A 22,048-nucleotide genomic window follows, 5' to 3' on the forward strand; every position below is an offset into this window, starting at 1 on the left:
AACGAAAAATAGGGCGTTTCGGCTTTTAGAAGTTAGCTTGACCGAACCTAATTTTGTACGGTTTTTCCCCCTTGTCTTCTTTCCATCCTTGTCCTCCTTGTCTTGTCCCAACCATAAAATAAAAAACCTACACCTGTAAGCCCCTAAATGCGGGGGCTTGGAATTTAGCCAAAACCCGACTAGAAAGCTAGGTTTCTTAGCAGCCATGGAACAAGTAATGAATCAAAGTCTGAAGGGGTGACAAGCCAGATGAAAGGTAGTTAGGGTGTCGGGTGTGGGGGTGTCGGGTGTGGGGAAGTCCCTTGTCACCCCGTCAGGACTCAAAGTCCCCCTTTTGAAGGGGGATTTAGGGGGATCTAAACGTTGAACACCAGTCATACCAAGTTATATCAATTCCGTTTAAATGCTCATCCTTGCAGTACGACAGTACAAGGGTTTGAGGCTATTTTTATAATGACTACCTAAACGGAAGTGATATTACAGCGCTTAATAGTAGTTTTTCTCCCCCAAGGGCGGGTTTAGTAAAGTTATCGATTTGTGCCAAAATGTTATCGGTAAAACCAGCCCCTACAGCTCGGCTTCATCGGATTTTTAGCGCCCAAGCGCAACTAAGAAACTGGCTATTTGCCAAAGTAGAGTTGACTCAGTTCTGCCAAGGAAACATCGTTTTCCGGTTGGGGATCACGTAAGAACGGATGAATTGGCAGTCGCGGTACTCGATGATTGGTTTTAGGTGACGATAAAATCTGCTCAATTACGTTTAAATAGCCTTGAGCCGTACTCTCCCAAGTATAGTGATTTAAGACCAGTTGCTGAGTTCGTTGAGAAAAACTCTGCCACTCTGATTCATTACAGATTAACCGCTCCAATCCTCGCGCCATATCCGCCGGATCATCGGGGTCAATCAAAACCCCATACTCTTGATTATCTGTCTGTAAGCTTTCCGTAATTCCGCCATTTTGAGTAACGACAACTGGCAATCCGGCGGCGGCGGCTTCTAAGGGGGCTAAACCAAAGGGTTCAAACAGCGAGGGTAGGGCAAATACGGAACGGCGTTGGGCTAAAAAGCGATAGGTTGCGGCTAAGGCGGGTTGATCCGGGACGCAAAAGGCGCTAATTTTGCCCCATAAATTATGGTCATTCACCACTTCCCGGATTGGTGCCAATACCTTTTGTTCGGTTTGTTCATCCTTCACCTTCTCTTTTAGTGGATTATCTAATCCCGCCGTAATTAGCACGATATTGGCTCGTTCTTGCAAGGTGGAACTGTAGGCAAAGGCTTGCACAAGTCCTAATAGGTTCTTTTTGGGATCTAATCGACTCGATGCCAGAATCACGGGTAAATCGCGCCGCGACTCAGCAATATCCCGCGCTAATTTATCTTTAACTAACTGATAGGTTGCTTCTTCGTTGGGAGAGCGAACCTCCGCACTAAACATAGCGGGGTCTACTCCCGGTGAAATCACCGCAAAGCGAGCATCATTATCGACATCGACAGCACCCCGATAAGCCGGATGACTATATTGGTTGAAGCGTTCTTGGCGAGTATTCGTAATGTTAATCGCCGAGTGATTCATGCTTAAACGTTCGACAACTAGGCGGCGTCCAAAGAAGTAATAGTCGTTCATTTGTACCAGATTGTCTGGCGTCACCTTTAATTTGTCCATCTTTTGGGCGCCGAGGGAATGGGCGGTAAACGTAAACGGTACGCCTGTTTGCGCTTCAAGTAATAAACCCGCTAGTCCCCCATCCGCGTAGTGGGCGGTCATGATATCGGGAATTTCCCCTTGGTCTTGATAAAATTTCAGAATATTGGGTACCCAATCTCGAACTAGAGGAGTCCAGAGTAACTCTTTGCGTAAAAATTCCTGGGGTCCGGCGGGTAAGCGGACAATCCGGAGATTTTCTACACCGGGATACCCATCAAAGGGTTCAGCAAACCCCTCCCACTCTGGATCGATGATTTGACGGGTGAGGATATCAACCCGGTGTCCCTGCGCCGCGATCGCTAGGGCGACTTGCTTGACGTAAACCAGTTGACCGCCAAAATCGGGATGTTCTGTAATATACCTATCCTCTGGGTCAAAGTTGCCTTGGGGGTTGAGAAAGCCGATGTACATTGTCTGAATAATGAATGATGAATGAGGGACACAACGGATGAGTTGACATCAGACAAATAATGTCTGGATGATAAATGATAAGTAGTCGGACAAAAGTAAAGTTAACGGTGGAGATTAGGCAACAGGCAACAGGCAACAGGCAACAGTAAGGGTTTGAGGGTCGTTAACATTTCTTAGTACAGTGTACAAAATTTATGTCTAGGTACTTAGACAAAAGGGATGAGTTGACATCAGACAAAATTCTGCTCAGAACGACGATTGACAACTACAGGACAACGATTATCAACGTACATTACAGGGACTAGATAGTATGCAATCCGGTCAAATCCGACTCAACAAGGTGACGAAAGAATGGGTGATTTACGCACCCAGTCGGCGTAAACGTCCCCAGGATTTTCAGCAACAGAGTCGCCAAAAACAAGCTTCAGGGATTCTACCGCGAGATTGTCCCTTTTGTCCCGGCAATGAACATAAATCTGAGTCAATTTTTCTGGAAATGCCCAGCCGACACCACAAAGGCTGGCAAACGCGAGTTGTACTGAATAAGTTTCCGGCGTTAACCCCCGATGAACACAGAGAGCGATCGAAGGAGGGGATTTATTTAATGATGCCCGGTTATGGTCAGCATGAAGTGATTATTGAAAGTCCTGATCATGATCAAGATCTTGCCACAATGTCAATCGAGGAGGTAGAAACGGTGATTGAGACCTATCACAAGCGCTACGTCTCACTCATGCAAGTTCATAAAAACATGATGGCAATTATTTTTCGTAATCATGGGATGAAAGCGGGTGCATCGTTAAGTCATCCCCATTCTCAAATGATTGTAACGGGCATGGTTCCGCAAAATATTCGAGTGCGAGAACAAGAAGCCCAGCGATATTACGATCAATGGCAACGATGTGTGTATTGCGATATTTTAGAGTTTGAACAGCATCACCGCAGACGGGTGATTGCGGAAAATGAATCATTTCTGGCGTTTATTCCTTTTGCGGCTGATGTGCCGTTTGAAACTTGGATTATGCCAAAGGAACATGAGGCAGATTTTGGCAGTATCTCCGCTATAGAAAAGCCCCATTTTGCGTTAATTCTAAAAAATGTTCTGACTCGGTTGTATGACAAGCTAAGTGATCCCGATTATAATTATGTGATTAATACGGCTGCCCGTTATAAAGCCGAAGAACCCCAGGTTCATTGGTATTGCCAAATTAGTCCTCGGCTAACTACCCCAGCCGGATTTGAACTGGGTTCTGGTATTAGTATCAATCCTTCTTTACCTGAAGTTGATGCTGATTTTTTGAATTCTTAGATTATTTGTCATTCGTCATTCGTCATTCGTCATTCGTCATTTGTTATTAGACAGAGAATAACGATAAATACAGCCATTCCGTAACAATCACAACTACAGCGGTGCGGGTTTAGTTGCATCTGGGTGAAGAAGAAACGATAATAGTAAAACCCGCCCCTACACAGGCGTCAAGCTACATCATTTGTCCTTTATCATCCGCGATCGCACTAGTGCAGTGCGGCAAAAATACTTGAGCAGCTTCGTAGATACGATGAAGCAGGGGGAGCAGAGGGAGCAGAGGGAGCTGGGGAAGCTGGGGGAGAGGTTAGCTGTTCAGTTATTTCTGCCTTCTTGCACTAGGGAGCCTATTTATGGAATAGGTCTTTAACTGCCATTATTGGTTCTACAAATTCTCGGACTCTTTCTGGCGCAGTTCTCGAACGGCTTCCCGACTTAATCCTGTTGTTGCCGCGATCGCTTCGTCATCCAGTAGGGTGAGTAGCTTTTTAGCAATAGCGCGTTGTTCTTCTTTTTTGCCTTCTTGACGACCTTCTTCGCGACCTTCTTCGCGACCGAGAGCAACCGCTCCTTGCTGATCATAAATAAACATTTCTCGACGCTCCAAATCTTCTAGTTCTTCGAGGGTTAGGTTGGCTTGATTGGCAATTTCAAAGGCGCGGTGGAGTTCCGGAATATTGTCCATATTTGTGGGAACTTCATCGAGCGATCGCGCTGATTTGATAAAGTAAATCCATTTATCAGTAATCGTTTCTAGTTCTTCAATGTCTTTGGTAAACTTGGGTAATTCAACAAAAATCAGTTCAATATCGTTTTCGGGATAAACATAGCCATCCGATACTTCTCGATAAACGAAGCGGGAAGTAAATTGATGGCGACCCGGGAACATCTCAAAATCAGTCAAAGTTAGCGCAATGACTGGTTTAAGCATTCGGTAGCCTTCTCCTTTTTGCAGTTGAAAGGCATAGGTCTTGGCAGCGTTAAACACGACTCTCTTGCCAAAGGATTGCACATTCAGCACTTGCATTTCTATGATCACCAGTGTGCCGTTTTTCAGTTTAGCTTTGACATCCAGGTAAGTATCTTTTAAGCCTTCAACTTTCGGGGGCAAGTTGGGATTGATGATTTCTAAATCTTCAATGGTAGAGTTGCCGTTATAAATCAAGGCATTCAGAAAACTAATCAGAATGTCTTTGCTTTCAGCGGAACCAAATATTTTCTTGAAGGCGTAATCAGTTTTTGGGTTAATAAATCTCATCGTTTTGCTCAAAACATGAGGATTGAACCATTATACACTAAAAACTAAACCTATCTAATTCTTCATACTTGCTTGTTCAAAGCTGGCATTCGCTTCCTCTTCTCGTCCTAAATTCCGTAAGGCTAAACCCCGATTATTCCAGGCTTCCGGGTAATCTGGGTTTAATTCTAATGCCTGATCAAAGGATAGAATCGCTTCCTCTTCTCGTCCTAAATTCCTTAAGGATAACCCGCGATTGTTCCAGGCTTGGGCATAATCGGAGTTTAATTCAATTGCTTGTTCAAAACAAACCATTGCTTCTTCATACCGCCTTAAATTATCCAAGGCTAATCCGCGATTATTCCAGGTTTCTGGGTCATCTGGCTGATTGTCTAAGGCGTTGCTGAAACTGATTAAGGCTTCCTGATAACGTCCTAACTGGATTAGGGTAACTCCGTGATGATTCCAGGTTTGGGCATCTTCGGATTGTAGGGCTAAGGCTTGATCATAACTGTCTAAAGCGTCTTGGTGGTGTCCTAACCTCTCTAAGGCAATCCCTCGATTCGCCCAGGCTTCGGCAAAATTGGGTTGAATCGCTAGGGCTTGATCATAACTGGCGATCGCCGCGTCCCAGCGCCCTTCTTGTAATAATAAATTGCCTCGGTTTACCCAGGCGGGATATAAATTCGGTTGAAGTTCTAGGGCGTTATCAAAGGTGGTAATGGCAGCCTCTGGGCGGTCTAAATGCATGAGGAGTAATCCTTTATTATACCATGCCTGAAAGTAATCTGGCTTGAGGGTAATTGCCCGATCAAAACTGGTAATCGCATCCTCTAAGCGTTCCAACTGACACAGAACTGTTCCCCGATGTTTCCAAGCCTCCGGGTGTTCCGGGTACAATTCAACCACTCGATCCAAACAAGCGATCGCCTCTTGGGGACGTTGTAACTGCATCAAAGCGATACCTTGAATAGACCAAGCCTCTACATAGGCGGGTTGAAGGGTTGTCGCTTGTTGACAACTGGCGATCGCCTCTGCTAAATGACCTAATTGAAATAATAAATGACCCCGATACAACCAGGCTTGGGCATAATCAGGTTTCAACGTTGTCGCTTGATCCAAACAGGCGATCGCGGCGTTGGGTTGTTCTCCCTGCATTAGCGCTAATCCCTGCATGTACCACGCCTCGGCATAATCGGGATTAAAATAGGTGGCATTCTGGCAACTCGAAACCGCTTCCCGATACCGTCCCAAATTATATAACGCACTACCCCGATTGCCCCAAGTGGCGTAATCATCGGGTTTAAGCTGCAATGCTTGGTCATAAGACGCGATCGCATCCTCTAAACGTCCTAAACGAAACAAGGCATTACCGCGATGAAACCAAGCTTCTGGGTAATTGGGTTGTAGTTCAGTTGCCTTTTCGCAACTAATCACGGCTTCGGTATAGCGAGTTAAATGAAACAGAACCAATCCCCGATTATTCCAGGCTTCTGGGGCATCAGGTTGTAAGGTAACGGCTTTTTCATAACTCGCTAAAGCATCGTCTAACCGTTCCAACCGATAAAATGTATTCCCTTGCTGAAACCACACCTCGTAATCATTGGGCTGTAGTGAAACCGCTTGTTGCCAACTGTCTAATGCTTCAGTATAACGGTTTAAATTAAACAGAATCCAGCCTTTATTTTTCCAAGCGTCCAGGTAGTTATAATTTAAGGTTATGGCTTGATCAAAGCTTGCTAATGCGTCCTCCGTTCGTCCCCCATTCATCAACACCAACCCTTGCATATACCAAGCTTGCACATAATCCGGTTGGCAGTGAGTCGCCTGTTGACAACTGGCTAACGCCTCGTCGTAGCGTCCCAAATTATACAGCGTACTTGCCCGATTTCCCCAAGCCACTGCCAAATCAGGATTAAATTGTGTCGCTTGATCATAACTCGCTAAAGCGTCTTCTAGGCGTCCTAATTTAAATAGAATATTTCCTTGATTAAACCAAGCTTCTGAGTAATCCGGTTTCAGCGTAATCGCTTTCTCATAGTGCGTCAACGCCGCGTCGAACCATCCCAGATGAAAACAAGTATTCCCCCAATTGAACCAAATTTCTGGCATATTGGGGTGGAATTGGGCAGCCTGCTCAAAACTCGCGATCGCTTCCCCGTAGCGCCCAATCTTAAAGTATTCAATTCCCTGCTGCAACCACTGATTGGCTAAATAGTCATTTGTCATTTGTCATTTGTCTTATGTCTTATGTCTTATGTCTTATGTCTTATGTCTTGTGTCTTATGTCTTATGTCTTATGTCTTATGTCTTATGTCTTATGTCTTATGTCATTCGTCATGGGTTACATCCGTTACCTGATTGGTTGCCACATTGAGCAGAATTTTTGGTAATTCAACATTCAGGCAGGGCGGGTTTTGCACAAATGTTATCATCAATAGTGAAACGTGATTCCCTAAACCCGCCCCTACAGACCAGGTTCCCTTAAAGGTCGTGAAGGGTCAACACTCAACATTTTTCCTAACGGCGATCGCGAAACAGAAAAATAAAGGCAATCACTACAGCGATGACGCCTGTGCTAATACTTCCCCAAAATACCGGAGTGAACAAAAATGGCGTCTCTTTGGCGGGGGGCAGTTGTTCGACCAAAACCGTGGCGGCGATACTGCTGACAATTAATCCGATACCAATTAAAGCAACTGTCGTATTCAGCGTGCGATTGCTTTTGGTTTGTTCAATACCACTCACACTACCAATCGTGCGAATTAAATTTTCCATTAAGGGTAATCCGGGACGGAATGTCGCGCTATCTGTGGCAACTTGTTGCAGATATTTTTCATCTGCCACTTCACTAAAATGATTCAAAAATTTTAAATAGCTGCTTGTTTCGCGTTCCAGCTTTTGAATCCGCTTTTGATAATTTTCTAAATTTCCCTGAATCGTTCTCATATAATAATCTAGGTCATTTAAATTCATGGAATAATCAGATAATGTGGGCAAAGTTTGGATTAAAGTTGTTTGAAGTTCTTTTAAATTCAACCCTTGAGCCGGAATTGGATTAGGCAAGGTACGGACACTGGCAACTAAACCTCTAATCTCATAAGCCTGAAGTTTTAATTCTTGGGTACGGCAGCGACTTTGCCAGTATGCCCAAATAATTTTATGGCGATAGCTAAATAAGCGGATTAAATCCAAGTGAATATCATACATATTTTGCCGAATTTCTGTGACTTTTTTGCCAGCGGGAAACATGCAAATAATCAAATGATAGTTTTCTTGACTAAACGACTCCCAGTCTTGCTGCCAATTATCGGGAGAATGCCAATATTCAAATACCCTCGCCCCCAACAATCGTCCTTGTTCTCTAAATTCAGGAATCCATTTAGGATTAGGGGTGAGCTGTTTATAACAGTCTTTAGCCAGTTGTTTGGGATCTTGATTACTATCAGCAATTTGCACCGACACTAACCAGGTTTGACCAATTGTGCCTTGCTGGGTGGGGAGCAGTTCCCAGGTATCCAACTGATGATTAATGTGAGAGGCAATAATTTTTTTGAGTTTGCTCAACGTTTCAATCCGTTGGGTCGAATCATTCGGTTGTTTCGTTTCTGGGTCTTTATAGTCCCCCGAACAATTGACTTGTAGGGCGTAAGCATCTCCGAGTTGTAGCGCCCGATAGTATCCATCTAAGGGAGATTCAAACGCCTTAACCAACAGTTGAACATAATCTGCTTCCGGATTTTCTAGGGTGGCTAATTGGTTGAGTTTATCGTCGTCTAAGTTGGGATCGATTTTTTGCCAAAATTGGTGGCGGTAGTGATGGATTTCAGGGAGAGAGTGACCGAAACTCTCGCGCAGGTCATATAAGAATAGATCGACGGTAGGGTAGATTAGCTGAGTCGGTTTGTTCATCATTGATGACCGTGGGAACGGGTGAGGGAGATGGGGAAGATGAAAGAGCAGGGGCAGCAGGGGAAACAATGTAGAGACGCGCCATGGCGCGTCTGGGAGCAGGGGGAGTGGAGTGAACTCAAAAGTTAGTGAGGGCGGGTTTAGTTAACAGCAGAGGTTTTCTCCCTTGTCCTCTTGTCCAGCTGGTCCCCCCAACCCCACAGTAGAAACCCGACACCTGTAAGCTGCACCTCTACCCCCCGCCTCTTCGCTAATTCTAGGAAGTCGGCGACAGTTTTGACCAAATGTAACGGATTGCAAAGTATAATGAAATCCAGAGTACACCGACAAGCACCTAACTAAAGAGTATTACTATCAGATGCGAGTTGCGATCGCTGGAGCGGGTTTAGCTGGACTTTCCTGTGCCAAATATCTCACGGATGCAGGTCACACCCCTATTGTTTTAGAACGTCGGGACGTTCTCGGCGGAAAAGTTGCCGCTTGGCAAGATGAAGACGGAGACTGGTATGAAACCGGATTACATATCTTCTTTGGCGCCTATCCCAATATGCTACAGCTCTTTAAGGAGCTAGAGATTGAGGATCGGCTCCAGTGGAAAGACCATACCATGATTTTCAATCAGCCGGAGAAACCCGGCACCTATTCTCGGTTTGATTTTCCGGATTTGCCGGCACCGATTAACGGAATTATTGCGATTCTGCGGAATAACGCAATGCTAACCTGGTCGGAGAAGATTAGGTTTGGCTTGGGTTTGATCCCAGCCATTATCAATGGTCAGAAGTATGTTGAGGAGATGGACAAGTATTCCTTCTCCGAGTGGTTACAGCGTCAAACTATACCGCCACGGGTAGAAAAGCAAGTCTTTATCGCCATGGCGAAAGCGCTGAATTTTATCAACCCCGATGAAATTTCGGCAACGGTGGTGTTGACGGCGCTGAATCGCTTTCTCCAGGAAAAGAATGGGTCGAAAATGGCATTCCTGGATGGTTCCCCAACGGAGCGCCTCTGTCAACCCTTGGTAGACTATATTACCGCCAGGGGTGGGGAGGTACGATTAAATGTTCCGGTGAAGGAATTTTTACTCAATCCGGATCAGACGGTACAAGGATTTTTGATTCGGGGTGAAAATGGGGACGAAATGCTGACAGCAGATGCTTATGTCTCAGCCATGCCTGTTGATCCCTTAAAATTAATCTTGCCTCAACCTTGGCGCGAGATGGACTTTTTCAATAAGCTAGAAGGGTTAGAAGGGGTTCCGGTGATTAACCTGCATTTGTGGTTTGACCGGAAATTAACAGATATTGATCATCTATTGTTTTCGCGATCGCCCCTTTTGTCAGTATATGCTGACATGAGCAATACCTGTCGGGAATACGCTAACCCTGACCGTTCGATGTTGGAGTTAGTTCTCGCCCCAGCGAAAGATTGGATTGGTAAATCCGATCAGGATATTGTGGCGGCGACGCTGGAAGAACTCAAGAAACTCTTCCCCAACCATTTTGATAGTGATAGCCCTGCCCAGTTGCTCAAGTATCACATTGTCAAAACTCCACGTTCCGTTTACAAAGCCATTCCGGGACGACAAGCCCATCGTCCCTCCCAAGAAACACCCATCCCCAATTTTTACTTGACTGGCGATTACACCATGCAACGTTACCTTGCCAGTATGGAGGGTGCCGTACTTTCTGGTAAGCTGACATCGCAGGTGATTGTCAGGCGTCATGAGTCAGGAGGGTCAAGTCAACGGGTGTTTAAACCGGTGGACAGTAAAGAGGTTGTCGGGGCGGGTTAAGAGAAAAACTCATTATCCTCACCCCACTATCCGTCTTTACCGTAACTATCCCAGCTAAAGCCCTGGAACTAAAATCGGCGAGAAGCTGTTTTTTGTCTACGGGCTGGAAGCTGGCGTTTCGTTGAACTGGGTTCCAAGACTGACCCGCTAAATTTTAGCGTACTTGAGCTTGGGTTCTGGGAAACGTGTTTCTCGACTATAGGAGTCAGTACCATTCTTTTGACTTCTTTTGACAGCTAACTGCTATGACTTAATCCAGGATCTACTCCTTCGCCCCTAACCGAATTACCTGCAACGAATGCTTCAATTGCCTAAATCTCCGCCCATGAGAAAGCTGGTTTCTGAATCTGAGGCTTATGAAATCTGTCGTCAGATTACAGCAAAATACGCCAAGACGTTTTATCTGGCTACCTTACTGATGCCAGAACAAAAGCGGCGTGCGATATGGGCAATCTACTTCTGGTGTCGGCGAACCGATGAACTGGTGGATGGTCCCCAAGCCCGTTTAACCACGCCGGAAACCTTGAATCGCTGGGAACAGCAGTTAGAATCTGTTTTTGCGGGACAGCCCATCGAGGATGCGGATGTGGCGTTAGTGGATACGTTGCAACGGTTTCCGATGGATATTCAGCCGTTTCGGGATATGATTGCCGGTCAACGGATGGACTTATCTCGCAGCCGTTATGAAACCTTTGAAGAACTTCAGCTGTACTGCTATCGTGTGGCGGGTACGGTGGGGTTAATGACCAGTCCGGTGCTAGGATTTGACTTAGCTTGGAGTCAAACGCCCTGGACGAGTCAATTTGACACGAATCCGATAGAGGAAGCGATCGCGTTGGGGATTGCCAAGCAGTTAACCAATATCCTCCGCGATGTTGGCGAAGATGCTCAACGAGGTCGAATTTATCTGCCATTAGATGAATTGGCGCTATTTAATTATACCGAAGAAGACTTATTTAAGGGAGTTGTGGACGAGCGCTGGCAGGAATTAATGCGCTTCCAAATTCAACGGGCGCGTAAGTTTTATACTTACGCAGAAAAGGGTATTGGGGCGCTGAGTCGGGATGCGCGTTGGCCCGTCTGGGCGGCGACAATGCTGTATCAAGGGATTTTAGATGTCATTGAGCGTAATAATTATGATGTATTTACGCAACGGGCTTATGTGTCTAAGGGGCGGAAGTTGCTTTATTTACCAGTAGCGTGGTTGCGGGCGCAGGCGCTTTAATTATTATTGGTCATTGGTCATTGGTCATTTGTTTGGAAACGTTGCTGTAGGGGCGCACCGACGTGCGCCCGATTTAACCGCAAAATCTCGTCCATTCTTTTATAGCAAAAGGCAGAGGGCAGAGGGCAGAGGGCAGAAGGGAAAAGATTGACTGGTCAAGGTTTCAGCACCTTCCTTTGTCCTAATCGCCTTGGTGACTGCTATATATGATGTCCGGCAAATCACCCATAATAAAAACTTCTCCCCCTCACCCCCTCACCGTAATTATGGGTATTCAACCGGACATGATATTAGGTGGTGTCACGTCGTCAGCCACCACTAGCAATTTTATTATCCTCAACGGTTACTATTTTATTGGGAAACTTGCACTTAATTGAAACTTCAAAATCAGCGTTACTTGACCCTTCAGCCAGCATGGGTAGACCCGTTTTTCCCGCAATTTTTAGACCAAATTTAATATTCATCTCTTCAATTTCTGCCGACGAAAACTCTTTAAATGCCCCAATAACATATTTAGTGTAGAAGCGGATGTATTTATGGGCGTGTTGGATTGAGGCGATCGCGACATCTGCGGCTCCTTTTTCTTCCCACTCATCCTCCTCTTCATCAGAAGTTATAACCGGAGTTTTCGCTGGATCAAGTTCAACTGGATTTTTAGAATAAAGGACAACTTCTAACGGTTCTCCGTCCTCATCAGCCATGAAGAAACGTTGAGTTTGCGGATCTGACATTTTGCAATCTTGAGTAGGGTGAGCAATTTAACTCTTTTATAGCAGTTTTCCCTTCAATCAGGTACACCATTACCCCCTACAGTCTTTTACAGAGGAGAGGGCGACCCGATCAAATTGAGAGGACTACAATTGTTAAGTTATACAAGCGGGTCGCCCCTACATATTGCTAATTTATATCAAAGGGTCGCCCCAACAGAGGGACAACAGGTGTTTCATATCCTACATCACAGATGCTATCCTCGTCTAGAGGAGGCTCTAAACGTTAGAGACATTCATTCGTTTTCAGAAAAATGGCTCGATATGCTTTAATCGTTGGAATTGAAACCTACAATAGTCAATACTTACAGGATCTGAGCAAGTCAGTCAACGACGCCAAAGATTTTGCCCAGCTTCTGGAAGACTATGGAAATTGTCCCCGCAATCATATTACGCTTTTGTCAGGTCAGGTCACTGGGGATGAACTCATTCAAGCATTGAAAACCTTTCTCAGTGAGCAAGCCAAAAATCAAGACGCGATTATTTACTTTTCCGGTCATGGCGTTTTAGAGAAGCAACAAGATCCCCTCACCGACGAAGTATCACAAAAGGGTTATTTGGCTGCATCTGACTGTCAATTGAGTAAAAAAGAGAATCAATGGGTGGTTAAGGATAATGCCATTCCCCTAGAGAGCATTACCAAACTGATTAACAATACAGAATTAAGTAGTCTAATTGTTATTCTCGATGCTTGCCATAGCGGGGCGTGAATTCAAGAAATAAATCATAGTTTTAACATTTTCCAAAAAAATACCACCTACTATTTTATCGCCGCTTGTCAATCCTATGAAGATTCATGGGCGAGAAAGTCAAAACGTCATAGTGAATTTACAGGCGCATTAATCGAGGCGTTGTCCCAGGATAAAGCCGATGACGATGGAATTGTCACCATTGGACAAGCCTTTGACCAAGCCTCGAAACGCTTAGAAACAGGTCGCCAAGAACCCACCTTTATGGGAAAAGGCAGCCGTTTGCCGTTAGTGAAATATTCGGTAACATCTCTACTCAAAACCGTATCCAAATCCGCTCAAATCCCTGATGATGATTTAGGAATTTTGCAGCCCTATCTAGAGCAAATTGATCGCCCGATTCTCACTTGGGCAATGATGGAAGGAGTTTCGGCTTATGCGCTCAACCACTGGCTAGCCTGGGATGAATCGTTGAGCATTGATAGTTTTTTAACTGTTATCCGAGAACAGTTTCCTCAAAAGCCGGATGGCACGTCATCAATTATTTCCGTACTGCACATTCTCAGTTGTCATCCCAAGATAGCGCCGGAATTGCGAGACCAATTGAAGGCATGGTTAAAAAGCAGGAACTATAGCGGTTCTGATAACGATATAGGCGCGGCTAAGGGAAAATTGAATGCTTGTTTGTTAGTCGTAATCCAACAACAACATCCCCATGAACCCTTGCATCTAACCGCTCATTTGCAGCTAGAGGATAAAGCCCCTATTCCTATTTTACTCAAACCCGATCCGAAGTCTCCCTATCAGTCTCATCCCGATAATTCAGCGATTATCACTTGTCAGGTATCCACCGATGAAACATTAGAGGAGAAAATATCTCAATACTTAAAAGATTTATTAAAACAGTGTGGTGATATTTATCTGCGAGGGAGTCCAGGCACGTATAATTTAGTCATTGAACTCTTTTTACCCTTTGATTACTTAGCCGAATCCGTTGACCTATGGTTAATTCCCAGATTACCTCGGAGAAAACGGCAACTGGGACGGGAATACCGAGTGATTGTTCGCTCTTACGAACGACTGTTTGATGCCTATTACGCCGATAAACTCGAATGCGTCTGGAATTGGATTAAAGTATTTGAAAAGGAGGTTTTGCCCACGCGAATTAAACGCTTAGAACACGAAAAAAGTTATTGTTATTCGGGATTAGAGCAAGAACTCAATGAGCAGCAAACCATTGGTTTAAGTTGTTTTTTGCCAGAATCAGACATGGAGCGAGAGGATCTATTTTTTGCCCTCTATGAGACTGGAGTTCCCTTAGCCCTGTGGCTGCGATCGCGGGATTTAGAGAATGATGATATGTCTCATTTTGATCACCTGCTTTGTGCTAAGTGTTTACTGGATCACAATCACTTAATTGATCAACTCTGGCTCAAACGAAAAGCAGCTTATGGCAGTCCCAACCCGCAAAAGCAGTGGGGCTATCATGCGGCGATGTTGCTGGATAATCCAGAGCGCAATCCTCCCCTAAATCCTTTAAGATGGGGCGGTTGAAACCGCAGCTATACAAACAAAACCCGCCTGCGCGGGTTTACATTTACAAATTGACTTTTTCTTTTCTATCTTCTGCCTTATTTATAAATTATGACCGATTGGAAAATATTTTACGGAAATCGAGAACCACATCATGCAATTAAAACCTTGCCTGATCCTCCCAGTTGGCGACAGTTCAAGCGTCACCAAGATGTTAATGAAAAAGCTCTCAAATCTCGGTGGCAAAAGACTCTAAATCTTGTAAAAGAAGATAGTCGAGACTATCAACGGGGCAAAAGTTTCCGGGTGCTTTATCCGCCCCAAAACCGTGATACAATTGATCCAGACACTCAAGGAAAAAAAGCGAAAATCTATCAGGCGTACAAGGAACTGATTGAAGGCGTCAATGCAGCTATTTATCTGCGCCGTCCCCTCCTTGTCACCGGACGTCCGGGTTCTGGGAAAACCTCTCTAGCGTATGCGATCGCCTATGAGTTGCAACTTGGTCCAATTCTAGCTTGGTCAATCACCACTCGGACTAGCCTGCAAAATGGACTCTATAACTACGACGCGATCGCGCGACTGCAAAACCTACAATTGCTCAAGCTTAAACAAGAATTAGGTCAAGCGCCGCCACAGCAACTCGAAGAAAATATCGGTCAGTATTTGCAGCTAGGAGCCGTGGGAACCGCCTTTTTACCCAGCTATCACCCCAGAGTCTTACTCATTGATGAAATTGACAAAAGCGATATCAACCTCCCCAACGATTTACTCAATCTTTTTGAAGAAGGAGGCTATTCCATTCCTGAACTAGAACGCCTACAGACTCCATCCGTCACCGTAAGAACCGCTGATCCCGGACTAGATACTGAGATACAACGGGGTCAGGTACAGTGTACTAAATTCCCCATTGTTGTAATGACCAGTAACGGGGAACGAGACTTTCCCCCTGCCTTTTTGCGGCGCTGTATCCGGGTAAGAATGCCAGAACCCAATGATGCCGAGTTTCTCAGTGAAGTGGTTAATGCCCATTTTGCCAAAGAATTAGGAGAACAGCATTGGCAACAGGCGCAAGGAACGATTAATCAACTGATTCAAGACTTTGTGCAGCAACAGCAAGGAAAAGACGTTGCCACTGACCAACTTTTAAGTACCATTTATTTATTCTCCCGACAAGTCCAACCTGATGCTATGGATCAAGACTCGTTGAAGCAGCTTTTATTAAAGCGTCTCGATAGCGCCGTTGATCAATAGGGTGTCATTGGTCATTGGTCATTGGTCATTTCCTTTAAGTTTCGTTTTGGGATCAACTGATGTCTTAACGTATCCCCTTAATACTATATTTATCCGGCTCAAAGTCTGTCATTCTGAACGCAGCGATAGCGGAGTGTTAGCGAAGCTCGGCGTTAGCCTAGAATCTCGTCAGATGCTTCGCTGTTATTCCTTCACTTTGCTGAGTTTGTAACCGTGAACACTATAAAATAGACTAAAACTTTTATGCAGTCAGCTTTAGCTGACTTGAGCTTTGAGCCTTGGGTTTGAACCCAAGGCGGTTTAATGTGAGTGGTGAAAAATCTAAGATGGAATTAGTTTTCCGGGCGCACGTCGGTAGTTTTCCGGGCGCACGTCGGTGCGCCCCTACGATAATTTCCCGTTATTTCCCCATTCCCTAAAAACATTCTCCCAACCCTTTAACCCCTCTGCGCCCCTCTGCGTAAACCTCTGCGCTCCTCTGCGTTAAAAAATATAATTCTGATGTCACCCTACACCCTTTCTTCTTCCTTACCATGCTCGATCAACTCATCACAATTCTCCGCTCCGAACTCGACTTAAACCCAACAGAAGTCGCCGATTTACTGTGGCTAACGCTCGAACGTCAAAAACGCATCCAAACCCAGCCCCCACCCCCCACACCATCCCCAGACACCGAAACCCAGACGCCCTCTCCACCCCCAATTCAGCAACCCATCGAAACCCCTTCAACCCCAACCATCAACCACCCCCCTCCAGCCATAACACCCTCCACCGTTGGCATTTATGCAACGACTCAAACCCGCACCCCCCGCACCCCTGAATCAGACTATATCCCTCTATCCGTTCCCGATGCTCGTTCTCTGCGCGAACCCCTCGACTTTATTCGCGCCCTCAAACCCTTATTGCGAAACGTCCCCTCCTCCACAGAACAGGTGATTGATGAGTCAGCCACGGTGGATTGGATTGCTCAAACTGATTTGTGGATACCCCAGTTACAACCTGCGCTAGAACCCTGGTTAGAGTTAGCCTTAGTCATTGATGAAAGTGAATCGATGATCCTCTGGCGACATGCGGTTGATGAACTGGAGCAAACCTTAAAGCACTATGGCATGTTTCGCGATGTGCGGGTGTGGGGGATGGGGCGGGATCAGGCAAACCAGATTTATTTACGCTCTCAAACTGGCTCCCATTCTGCCAAAGAACTGATTGACCCGCAAAACCGCCGCTTGATTATCCTGGTGAGTGATACAACCGATGAATTGTGGCGCGATGCTCAAATCCTCTCGATTTTAGCTGAATGGACAGCCAGCAATCCGGTGGTGATTTTACAAATGCTACCCGCCTGGATGTGGTCTCGTACAGCCCTCGGTGTCGCAACTCCAGCCCAATTCCGCAGTTCAGGAATCAGCCTGCTGAATCCCCATCTCAGAGTTGAGGTGAATCGTCTGGCAAAACGGCGTCGTCTGACTCAGGGGATTAATATCCCGGTGATAACTCTGGAACCCGAACGGGCAAGGGTTTGGAGTCAAATGCTCACGGGACAAGGGGAAGCACAGACGCCCGGTTATGTGTTGCGCCCAGATTTATTAGCCGCATCGAAGAGAACAAAATCGGCACAAACGCCCACAGCACAGGAGCGAGTATCTCATTTTACCTTGAATGCCTCGCCCCTGGCTCAACGATTGGCGGGATTGTTAGCGGCTGCACCAATCATTACCATGCCCGTGGTGCGATTAATCCAAGACTCGATGTTAGAGGAATCACAACAAATCCAGGTGGCGGAGGTGTTTTTAGGCGGATTACTCCAACCTGTGACAGAGATTACCCCAGAGACGAATCCAGAGCAAGTGCAGTATGAGTTTATCGATGGGGTGCGGGAAGAATTACTGAAGTTGGTTCCCGTTCCTGATAGTGAGCAAGTCTTGGATCAAGTATCTCGTGATTTAGCGAAGAAATTGGGTAAAACTCTACGGGAGTTTGTCGCTTGGTTGCGAAATCCAGACCAGATTGAAGATGAAGCGATTGGGTCAATTGTTAAGCCTTTTGCTAGGGTTACTCAGGACATTTTACAGCAGTTGGGTTATGAGATTGCCGCAGAGGGAGAGGAGACGGCTCCGGGTTCAGAGGTAGAGGAATTGAGCCTGGATACCTATACGTTTGATGTCGTATTTATCGATACAGATGATGATAGTGATGCGGCTGATAGGGTTGTTGAAAATCTGACTCCATTTAGTTTTGAAACGGTTACGGTAAACCGTCAAGGTGAAATCGTCAACACTGAAACCAAAACGGCTCACTATTTGACGGAAGACTTAGGCGATGGCATTACTATGGATATGGTTTATATCCCCGGTGGCACATTTTTGATGGGGACAGAGGATGAGGAAATCGAGAGACTATGTGAAAAATATGATTTTGATTTTTTTAAGCGGGAAAGACCGCAACACCAAGTCACAGTGTCACCCTTTTTTATTGGGAAATATCCCATCACTCAGGGGCAATGGAAGGCTGTGGCGAATATGACTCATCTCAAGGTTGATCGTGACCTTAACCCAGAACCAGCTAATTTTATAGGCAATCCCTCTAAATTCTCCTTCACCAAGCAGACTTTAGAGTCCTCTTTCCAACAAGAGGCTGGGGTGGAATCTCCTAGCCGATGGGATAGACCTGTAGAACGAGTGAGTTGGTACGATGCTATCGAGTTTTGTCAGAGACTTTCTCAACTAACTGGACAAGACTATCGCCTACCTACAGAAGCCGAGTGGGAATATGCTTGTCGAGCAGTAAGTGATGATTTAAGCGAAAATATCTCCTATCCACCGTTTCATTTTGGCGAAACGTTGACGGATAACTTGGCGAACTACAATGCTGCTTCTATCTATGCTGATGAACCCAAAGGAGAGTATCGAGGACAAACAACACCAGTCGGTCGTTTTCCACCCAATGCCTTTGGGCTATATGATATGCATGGAAATGTCTACGAGTGGTGTAAAGATTATTATCACCAAAATTATGAAAATGCCCCAACGGATGGCAATGCTTGGCTATCAAGTAATATAAACACGACAAAAATACTGCGCGGTGGTAGTTGGGACGACCACCCGAATTATTGTCGTTGTGCTTACCGTGTTTACCTCGATATCGGCAGTAAAAACTACCGCGTCGGACTGCGAGTGGTGCGTGTCGCTCAACCTAATTTGATGCATTAGCATTACGCCCATAAACTGTAGGGTAGCACCAACGTGCGCTCATAAAACCCGCTTGTTTTTGTGCCTTCAATGCTCGTATTTTTTCAATAAATGGCGGCGGATTGTCTTGCTGTTGTTTCCGTATATGATGACTCCATACTAACCAATCGGCTAGATAGGCACTCACGGTTTCTTGGTTGTGTAAATGGTATAAAATAATAGCATAAACCTGTTCTAGTAATTTTTGTAGGGTGCGTTAGCGAAGCGTAACGCACCAACCCAGGTGGCGACAATCCAGGTGGTGCGTTACGGCGCACAGGTGTTTTGTTGAGGATAAAAGTGAATAAAAACTATGCGCCTAACGCACCCTACACTTATAATATATACTAAACCTAGTAATTTTGTAGGGTGCGTTAGCGAAGCGTAACGCACCAAACCAGGTGGTTATAATCCAGGTGGTGCGTTACGGCGCACGGGTATTTTGTTGGGGATAAAAGTGAATAAAAATTATGCGCCTAACGCACCCTACACCTATAACATCTGCGGCTTTTAAAGTAGTTTTATAATTGCATAAGTGTTCGTAGTAAGGGCTTTAGCCTAAGATTCTGTTGGGTTTTCTGGCGTCAACCCAACTTACAAGTAAAATAGTGGAAGCGAGTTGGATTGGTTTCTGGGCGCACGTTGGTGCGCCCCTACAATATATGGTCAAACTGGTTATCCGCAAAGAGCGAAGACAAGCTCGATATTACACGGAATTTCTAGAGAAAAATATCGGACTGGAGATGACACTGATTCCTGGTGGTACATTTCTGATGGGTTCACCGGAAGATGAGCCAAAACGACGAAAAAATGAAAGTCCGCTCGAGGAGATACTTAATGGTCATCCACTAACCTCTACGGTTGAAGTCTCAGTTTGAGTATCTACTTGTTTTTTTGCCTTCAACGCTTGTAATTTTCCAATAAATGGCGGCGGATTTTCTTGCTGTTGTTTTCGCATCTGATGACTCCATGCCAACCAATCGGCTAGATAGGCACTCACAGTTTCTTGGTTGTGTAAATAATATAAAATCGTCGCATGAACCTGTTCTAGTGTTACGGTTCGATAACGTTCAGCTATGGCTTCTGGAGTTTGAGCGCGATGGATATATTGGTAGAGGATATGTTCAATGCCGATGCGTGTTCCTTTGAGGCGAATATCATCAGGGGCTAAAAAATCAAAGTAGTCTTCTAATTGCATAAGTGTTCGTAGTAAGTGCTTTAGCCTAAGATTCTATTGGGTAACAGGCGTCAACCCAACCGACAAGTACAATAGTGGAAGGGAGTTGGATGGGTTTCTGGGCGCACGTCGGTGCGCCCCTACAATATATGGTAAAACTGGTTATCCGCAAAGAGCAAGGACAAGCCCGATATTACACGGAATTTCTAGAGGAAAATATCGGACTGGAGATGACACTGATTCCTGATGGTACATTCCTGATGGGTTCACCGGATGATGAGCTAGAGCGAAGAAAAAATGAAAGTCCCCAACATCGAGTGACTGTTCCATCATTTTTTATAGGGCGCTATCCAATTACCCAGGCTCAATGGCGTGTTGTTGCTGGATGGGAACCTGTAGAGCGTGAGTTAGACCCAGACCCATCTCACTTTAAAGATGATCCCAAAGAGATCCCCCTTCCGTCCCCCTTAAAAAGGGGGAGACCAGATAAGTATGAGTCTATGATTCAAACTTTTAGTCGATGGAATAGACCCGTTGAATGCGTCTCTTGGTACGATGCCAAAGAATTTTGTGTGCGGCTAAGTCAAAGGACAAAAAAAGACTATCGTCTCCCCACAGAAGCCGAATGGGAATATGCCTGTCGTGCTGGAACTACGACTCCTTTTCATTTTGGCAAGATTATTACTACTGACTATGTTAACTATGACGGCAACTATACCTATGGGGAGAGTCCTAAAGGAGAATATCGAGAACAAACCACGCCAGTTGGATATTTTCAGGTTGCCAACGCTTTTGGACTCTACGATATGCATGGCAATGTGTACGAGTGGTGCGAAGATGACTATCACGATAGTTATGAAAATGCCCCAACGGATGGTAGTGCTTGGCTATCAACTGACGCAAGTACTACAAAAATAAGACGCGGCGGGTGTTGGAGCTATGACCCGGATTACTGCCGTTGTGCCTACCGTAACTACTACTACTTCGCCGACTACAGGTTCAATAATATCGGGTTGCGAGTTGTGCGTGTCGCTCCCAGGATTCTTCCGTAGCTCTTTTCTCTTTTGCCCTCTTGCTATCTTAACTTTTTGGGCTTCAAATCGGTAATTTTGTAGAATATTGCAGTCCATCTAGTAATAGCAGTTAGCGGCAGATAAGTAATCAAAATTAAAACCTATCATGTCAAGCGATCGCGAGTAACAAGCCTCAGCACCACCTTGGTTGGTGCGTTACGGCGCACGGGTGTTCTGTTGGGAATAAAAGTGAATAAAAACTATGCGCCTAACGCACCCTACACCTACACCTCTACACCTCTTGGTATTAACCTATGAAGTGTAAAATTAGCTAGAACGACTGAAACAAAACCAGACAGATGGTTCAAACCGCAATTATCCAAACGATTAAAACCCTAAACGATGTCCATACCAAATTTAATCTTCGGCGAACGGAGGATGAGCAATTCTGGGTTGTGGTACTGGAAGCTAAACACAGTGACCTTACTATTGAGTTAGCGATTCCCCAAGCTTTGGCTTATATGATGGCGAACCGTCATCCTGATCAACCCGTTTATGGTATGGTGACAAATGGGGGAACGTTTACTTTTTTGAAGTTAAGTCAACAAGCATTTCCTGAGTACGATATATCTGATGTCTTTTCGCTTCTTCCTCGCCGCAACCAGCTTTATGATCTGCTTCAAATCTTAAAGCGGGTAGCTGAGGTTCTCCAGGATTAGAGTGTGGGTTCGGTAGTAGGGGCGGGTTTAGCCAATAAATTCGGGTAAAATCCAATACCCTTTATACAAAACCCGCC

16 protein-coding genes are annotated in these 22,048 nt (G+C 45.3%); 10 read left to right on the top strand and 6 right to left on the bottom strand.

Annotated elements, in window-relative coordinates:
- Positions 1–620: 620 nt before the first annotated feature.
- Entirely contained in the window at positions 621–2,120 is a 1,500-nt protein-coding gene (locus RIE73_RS21200) for a glycosyltransferase (RefSeq protein WP_446403074.1), read from the bottom strand.
- A gap of 310 nt (positions 2,121–2,430) precedes the next feature.
- On the opposite strand from RIE73_RS21200, the gene galT reads away from it, so the two are divergent.
- Positions 2,431–3,429, top strand: a complete 999-nt coding sequence (gene galT / locus RIE73_RS21205) for a galactose-1-phosphate uridylyltransferase (RefSeq protein WP_446403075.1) — start codon at positions 2,431–2,433, stop codon at positions 3,427–3,429.
- 382 nt (positions 3,430–3,811) lie between these two features.
- Here the strand turns inward: galT and RIE73_RS21210 are convergent, their stop codons facing one another.
- The 3 genes from RIE73_RS21210 to RIE73_RS21220 form a co-directional block, all read right to left on the bottom strand.
- Positions 3,812–4,684, bottom strand: a complete 873-nt coding sequence (locus tag RIE73_RS21210) for an Rpn family recombination-promoting nuclease/putative transposase (protein ID WP_446403076.1) — start codon at positions 4,682–4,684, stop codon at positions 3,812–3,814.
- A gap of 54 nt (positions 4,685–4,738) precedes the next feature.
- Entirely contained in the window at positions 4,739–6,892 is a 2,154-nt protein-coding gene (locus RIE73_RS21215) for a tetratricopeptide repeat protein (protein WP_446403077.1), read from the bottom strand.
- Positions 6,893–7,183: 291 nt separating this feature from the next.
- Complete coding sequence (locus RIE73_RS21220) at positions 7,184–8,578, bottom strand: DUF308 domain-containing protein (RefSeq protein WP_446403078.1); 1,395 nt, start codon at positions 8,576–8,578, stop codon at positions 7,184–7,186.
- Positions 8,579–8,933: 355 nt separating this feature from the next.
- Here RIE73_RS21220 and pds point away from each other — a divergent pair, with 355 nt between their 5' ends.
- Both pds and crtB read left to right on the top strand, forming a co-directional pair.
- Complete coding sequence (gene pds, locus RIE73_RS21225; RefSeq protein ID WP_446403079.1) at positions 8,934–10,367, top strand: 15-cis-phytoene desaturase; 1,434 nt, start codon at positions 8,934–8,936, stop codon at positions 10,365–10,367.
- A gap of 298 nt (positions 10,368–10,665) precedes the next feature.
- A complete protein-coding gene (gene crtB, locus RIE73_RS21230) occupies positions 10,666–11,592 on the top strand; it encodes a 15-cis-phytoene synthase CrtB (RefSeq protein WP_446403080.1) in 927 nt (308 codons plus the stop codon).
- Between the two features lie 308 nt (positions 11,593–11,900).
- On the opposite strand, the gene RIE73_RS21235 is transcribed toward crtB, so the two are convergent.
- Entirely contained in the window at positions 11,901–12,323 is a 423-nt protein-coding gene (locus RIE73_RS21235) for a CU044_2847 family protein (protein WP_446403081.1), read from the bottom strand.
- A gap of 290 nt (positions 12,324–12,613) precedes the next feature.
- On the opposite strand from RIE73_RS21235, the gene RIE73_RS21240 reads away from it, so the two are divergent.
- From RIE73_RS21240 to RIE73_RS21260, 5 genes are all read left to right on the top strand, one after another.
- The gene (locus RIE73_RS21240) at positions 12,614–13,069 is read left to right on the top strand and encodes a caspase family protein (RefSeq protein WP_446403082.1); all 456 of its coding nucleotides are present in this window, start codon (positions 12,614–12,616) and stop codon (positions 13,067–13,069) included.
- A 141-nt stretch (positions 13,070–13,210) separates the two neighbouring features.
- On the top strand, positions 13,211–14,602 hold the full coding sequence (locus tag RIE73_RS21245) for a VMAP-C domain-containing protein (RefSeq protein WP_446403083.1): 1,392 nt from the start codon (positions 13,211–13,213) through the stop codon (positions 14,600–14,602).
- Between the two features lie 90 nt (positions 14,603–14,692).
- Entirely contained in the window at positions 14,693–15,835 is a 1,143-nt protein-coding gene (locus RIE73_RS21250; RefSeq protein ID WP_446403084.1) for an AAA family ATPase, read from the top strand.
- 533 nt (positions 15,836–16,368) lie between these two features.
- Positions 16,369–19,044 carry an SAV_2336 N-terminal domain-related protein gene (locus RIE73_RS21255; RefSeq protein ID WP_446403085.1) on the top strand — a complete coding sequence of 892 codons (2,676 nt, stop codon included), beginning with the start codon at positions 16,369–16,371 and terminating at the stop codon, positions 19,042–19,044.
- 626 nt (positions 19,045–19,670) lie between these two features.
- Complete coding sequence (locus RIE73_RS21260; RefSeq protein WP_446403086.1) at positions 19,671–19,940, top strand: hypothetical protein; 270 nt, start codon at positions 19,671–19,673, stop codon at positions 19,938–19,940.
- On the opposite strand, the gene RIE73_RS21265 is transcribed toward RIE73_RS21260, so the two are convergent.
- On the bottom strand, positions 19,904–20,260 hold the full coding sequence (locus RIE73_RS21265) for a DUF433 domain-containing protein (protein WP_446403087.1): 357 nt from the start codon (positions 20,258–20,260) through the stop codon (positions 19,904–19,906). The two genes, RIE73_RS21260 and RIE73_RS21265, sit on opposite strands and share 37 nt — an antisense overlap.
- A 128-nt stretch (positions 20,261–20,388) precedes the next feature.
- Here RIE73_RS21265 and RIE73_RS21270 point away from each other — a divergent pair, with 128 nt between their 5' ends.
- Positions 20,389–21,291: a formylglycine-generating enzyme family protein gene (locus tag RIE73_RS21270; protein ID WP_446403093.1), complete on the top strand. Its 903-nt coding sequence runs from the start codon at positions 20,389–20,391 to the stop codon at positions 21,289–21,291.
- Positions 21,292–21,611: 320 nt separating this feature from the next.
- A complete protein-coding gene (locus RIE73_RS21275) occupies positions 21,612–21,971 on the top strand; it encodes a hypothetical protein (protein ID WP_446403088.1) in 360 nt (119 codons plus the stop codon).
- Positions 21,972–22,048: the final 77 nt, after the last annotated feature.

Source organism: Coleofasciculus sp. C1-SOL-03 (assembly GCF_040220555.1).
In the GTDB taxonomy this organism is placed as follows: domain Bacteria; phylum Cyanobacteriota; class Cyanobacteriia; order Cyanobacteriales; family Coleofasciculaceae; genus Coleofasciculus.